The sequence below is a fragment of the Actinokineospora sp. PR83 genome, from assembly GCF_021056305.1.
In the GTDB taxonomy this organism is placed as follows: domain Bacteria; phylum Actinomycetota; class Actinomycetes; order Mycobacteriales; family Pseudonocardiaceae; genus Actinokineospora; species Actinokineospora spheciospongiae.
In genome coordinates, this window is the sequence record NZ_JAJCXD010000132.1 from 1 (window position 1) to 4,949 (window position 4,949).

Annotated in this window: 1 protein-coding gene; it reads right to left on the minus strand. The window is 77.1% G+C overall.

The annotated features are described in order from the left end of the window. Positions 1 to 4,949 (minus strand): type I polyketide synthase (locus L6E12_RS33155; protein ID WP_236231869.1); only part of this gene is annotated, 4,949 nt, incomplete at both ends.

Genomic DNA, 4,949 nt, shown 5'->3' on the forward strand with positions numbered 1-4,949 from the left:
CCGCCGCCGCGGCGGCGGCCTTGGCCGCGGTGAGGTCGAGGTCCACCGGGGCGAGCAGCGCGGCGTCGGCGCCCAGGGCGGCGTCGAACAGGGCCAGCGCCTCGGCCGTGGCCAGGGCGCGCCCGCCACCGCGGCCCGCGCGGCGCAGGTGGCCGTCGTCGAGGTGACCGGTGAGGCCGCTGGCCTCGGCCCACAGGCCCCAGGCCAGCGACAGGCCGGGCTTGCCCGCGGCCCGGCGGCGGGCGACGACGGCGTCGGCGGCGGTGTTGGCGGCGGCGTAGTTGGCCTGGCCCGCGTTGCCGAAGACGCCGGAGGCGGAGGAGAAGACGATGAACGCCTCCAGCTCGCCCGCCAGCTCGTCCAGGTGGATCGCGCCCGAGGCCTTGGGGCCCCAGACGGTGTCGACCCGGTCGGGGGTCAGCGCGGTCAGCACGCCGTCGTCGAGGACACCGGCGGCGTGCACGACCGCGGTCACCGGGTGCTCGGCCAACAACGCGGCCACAGCATCCCGATCGGACACATCACACGCCACAACCCGAACATCCGCATCGATCTCCGGCACGACACCACCGGAACGGCTCACCAACACCAGATGCCGCACACCGTGCTCCGCCACCAGATGACGGGCCAACAACAGACCCAGGGTGCCGGTACCACCGGTGATCAGCACCCGGCTCTCGGCGGTGAAGGGGCTGGTGCCGGGGCCGGTCGCGCGGGTCAGGCGAGGCGCGAACGCGGTGCCGCCGCGGACGACGACCTCGGGCTCGTCGGAGGCGGCAGCCGCCGACGCGGAGTCCGCGGTGTCGCTGATGAGCAGCGTGGCGCGGCCGGGGTGCTCGGTGTCGGCCGCCCGGACCAGGCCGCGCAGCGCACCCGCCACGAGGTCGTCGGCGGTGGCGTGCAGGACCACGACCCGGTCGTCGGCGCAGGCGGCCTGCACGACGGTGAACGCGCGGTCGAGGGCGGCGCGGGCGGCGGGCTCGGTGTCGCCCGGCTCCACGCTGAGCACGGTGCACCCCACGGCCGCGGCCTGCCCGTCGAGGGTGGTCTCGACGAGTTCCACGCCGTGCAGGGCCGCGGTACTCGCCGGGGCGGGGGCGGTCAGCGGGCGCAGGGCCAGCGACTCCGCGTGCAGGACCAGCGCGCCCGCCGGGTCGACGGCGGTCACCGACAGCGTGTTCTCCCCGGCGGGGGCCAAGCGCACCAGGACGTGCCCGGCGCCCGCCGCGCCGAGCGCGACGCCCTGCCAGGCGAAGGGCAGCCACGCCTTCGCCGGGTCCGCGACGAACGCGCCGAAGCCGGTGGCGTGCAGCGCGGCGTCGATGAGCGCGGGGTGCGCGCCGTACCCGGCCGCGGCGTCCTCGGGCAGCACGACCTCGGCGTAGACCGCGTCGCCCGCGCGCCAGGCGGCGCGCAGCCCGCGGAACAGCGGCCCGTAGACCAGCCCGACCTCGGTCAGGTCGGCGTAGGTGGACGCGGTGTCGACCTGCTCGGCACCAGCGGGCGGCCACGCGGCCCCCACCGCGGGGGCGGCGACCTCGGCCACGACGCCGGTGGCGTTGCGGGTCCAGGTCTCCCCGAGCCGGGTGTGCACGGTCAGGGTGGCGCGGCCGTCGACCGCCGGGCCCACGGCGACCTGGACGTCCACGCCGCCCTCGGGCACGACCAGCGGGGCGTGCAGCGCCAGCTCGTCCACCCCGGGCAGGCCCGCGTGGTCGGCGGCGTGCAGGGCCAGTTCGAGGACGCCGGTGCCGGGGAAGACGACCTGACCGGCGACGACGTGGTCGGCCAGCCACGGGTGGGTGTCGGTGCTGAGCCGCCCGGTGAGCAGGAAGCCCTGGTCGTCGGGCAGCGCGGTGGCCGCGGCGAGCAGCGGGTGGCCCGCGGCGGCCAGCCCGGCGTGCGCGAGCGAGCCGGTCGGGGCGACCCGGGCGGGCCAGAAGCGGCTGTGCCGGAAGGGGTAGGTGGGCAGGTCGGCGCGCTGCCCGTCACCGAGCACCGCCGACCAGTCGGGGGTGGCGCCCGCGACGACCAGCTCCCCGAGGGACAGTTGCACCCGGCGCAGCCCGCCGTCGTCGCGGCGCAGCGAGCCCACGGCGGTCGCGGTCTGCGGCAGGCCCATCGTGAGCACGGGGTGCGGGGAGCACTCGACGAAGGTGGTGAACCCGTCGGCGGCGAGGCGTTCGACGGTGGCGTGGAACTGCACGGCGTTGCGCAGGTTGCCGTACCAGAAGTCGGCGTCGAGGCCAGAGCCGTCCTCGACCCGGCCGGACGAGGTGGAGTGCAGCGGCACCCCGCCCGCGCGGGGCTCGACGTCGAGCACGGCCATCAGCTCGTCGCGCAGCTCGTCGACCACCGCGGAGTGCGAGGCGTAGTCGATCGGGACGCGCCGGGTCCGCACGCCCTCGGCGGAGCACGCGGCGGCCAGCTCTTCCAGGGCGGGCAGCTCACCGGAGACCACGGCCGCGCCGGGCCCGTTCACCGCCGCGACGGAGATCCCGTCGAGGTGGGCGATCCGCTCGCGCACCTCGTCCTCGGGCAGCGCGACCGAGAGCATCCCGCCGCGCCCGGCGAGCCTGCGCAGCACCTGCGACCGCCGCACCACGACGCGAGCGCCGTCCTCCAGCGACAGCGCGCCCGCGACGACAGCGGCGGCGATCTCGCCCTGGGAGTGGCCCACGACGGCCTCTGGCTCGATCCCCCACGACCGCCACACTGCGGCCAGCGACACCATCACGGCCCAGAGCGCGGGCTGCACCACGTCGTCGCGGTCGAGCAGCGCGAGGTCGTCGAGCACGTCGTCGAGCGCCCAGTCGGCGTACCGGTCGACGGCGGCGGCGCACTCGGCGAACCGGGCGGCGAAGACGGGGGACTCGGCGGCCAACTGCCGGGCCATGCCCGGCCACTGCGAACCCTGGCCGGGGAAGACGAAGACCACCTTGCCCGGCTCGCCCGCCGTGCCGCGCACCAGGTCGGGGTGCGGCTCCCCCGCCGCCAGCGCCCGGACGCCCGCCTCGGAGACCGCGACGGCCCGGTGCTCGTGCAGGGCCCGCGTGGTCGCCAGGGAGCGCGCGACGGGCACCGAGAGGTCGGTGAGCTGCGCGGCCCGGGCCACCAGCGCCTCGGCGGAGCGCGCCGAGAGCACGAACGGGACCTGGCCCGCGGTGTTCTCGACGACCGGATCGGGGTCGCCCTGCTCGATGACGACGTGCGCGTTGGTGCCGCTGACGCCGAAGGAGGACACCGCGGCCCGGCGGGCGCGACCGGTCTCGGGCCACGGGCGGGCGGTGGTGGCCAGTTCGACGGCCCCGGCGGCCCAGTCGACGTGCGGGGTGGGGGTGTCGGCGTGCAGCGTCGCGGGGACGGTCCCGGCGCGCAGGGCCAGCACGGACTTGATGATCCCGGCGACGCCCGCGGCGGCCTGGGTGTGGCCGATGTTGGACTTGACCGAACCCAGCAGCAGCGGGTGCGCCCGGTCGACGCCGTAGGTCGCCAGCAGCGCCTCGGCCTCGATCGGGTCACCGAGCGCGGTGCCGGTGCCGTGCGCCTCCACCACGTCCACATCGGACGGTTCGAGGTCGGCGGCGGCGAGCGCGACGCGGATGACCCGCTGCTGGGCGGGCCCGTTCGGGGCGGTGAGCCCGTTGGACGCGCCGTCCTGGTTCACCGCGGACCCGCGGACGACGGCGAGCACGGTGTGCCCGTGGCGGCGGGCGTCGGACAACCGCTCGACGACCAGCACGCCGACGCCCTCGCCCCAGCCGGTGCCGTCGGCGTCGGCGGAGAACGCCTTGCACCGGCCGTCACCGGCCAGGCCGCGCTGGCGGGAGAACTCGATGAACGCGGCGGGGGTGGACATCACCGTCGCGCCGCCCGCCACGGCCAGGTCGCACTCCCCCGACCGCAGCGCCTGGGCGGCCAGGTGCAGCGACACCAGCGACGCCGAGCACGCGGTGTCGACGGTCACCGAGGGGCCCTCCAGCCCGAAGGCGTAGGACAGGCGGCCGGAGACGACGCTGGCGGCGTTGCCGGTGACCAGGTGCCCGGCGACGTCCTCGGTCGAGCCGACGAACAGGTTCGCGTAGTCCTGGCCGTTGGTGCCCATGAACACCCCGGTCGCGCTGCCCCGGAGCCCGTCCGGGGCGATCCCGGAGCGCTCGAAGGCCTCCCACGTGGTCTCCAGCAGCAACCGCTGCTGCGGGTCCATCGCCAGCGCCTCGCGCGGGGAGATGCCGAAGAAGTCCGCGTCGAAGCCGGACGCGTCGCGCAGGAACGCGCCCAGGCCGGTGTCGGAGCCGCCGTCGCCGGACAGCGCGGCGAGGTCCCAGTTGCGGTCGTCGGGGAACGGGCCGACGGCGTCGCGGCCCTGCGCCAGCAGCTCCCACAGGTCCTCGGGACCCGCGACGCCACCGGGGAACCGGCAGGCCATGCCGACGATCGCCACCGGCTCGTCGACCGGCCGCACGCGCTCGGCGGCAACGGCGCGCCCGGCGCCGGAGAGCCGGTCGACGACCTCGCGGGCGAGGTCGGCCGGGGTCGGGAAGTCGAAGACGACGCCTGCGGGCAGGGTGAGCCCGGTGGCGGCGCTGAGCAGGTTGCGCAGTTCGACGGCGGTCAGCGAGTCGACGCCGAGGTCGCGGAACGGCTTGCCCGAGGGCACGGCGGCGGCGTCGCGGTGGCCCAGCACGGCCGCGGCGGTGGCGCGGACGAGGGCGAGCACGTCGGCGGGGCCGCTCAGCTCGGCGGTGGCCGGGGCGGGCGCGGCACGGCGGGCCTCGGGCAGGTGGTCGAGGAGCCTGGTCGCGCCGAGGGCGAAGGCGGACCAGTCGATGTCGGCGGCGGTGACAACGGGCAGCCCGGTGGCCACGGCGGCGGCCAGCGCGGCGGTGCCCGCCGCCGGGTGCAACGGGGCCAGGCCGCCGCGGGCCAGGCGGGCGGCGGCCTTGTCG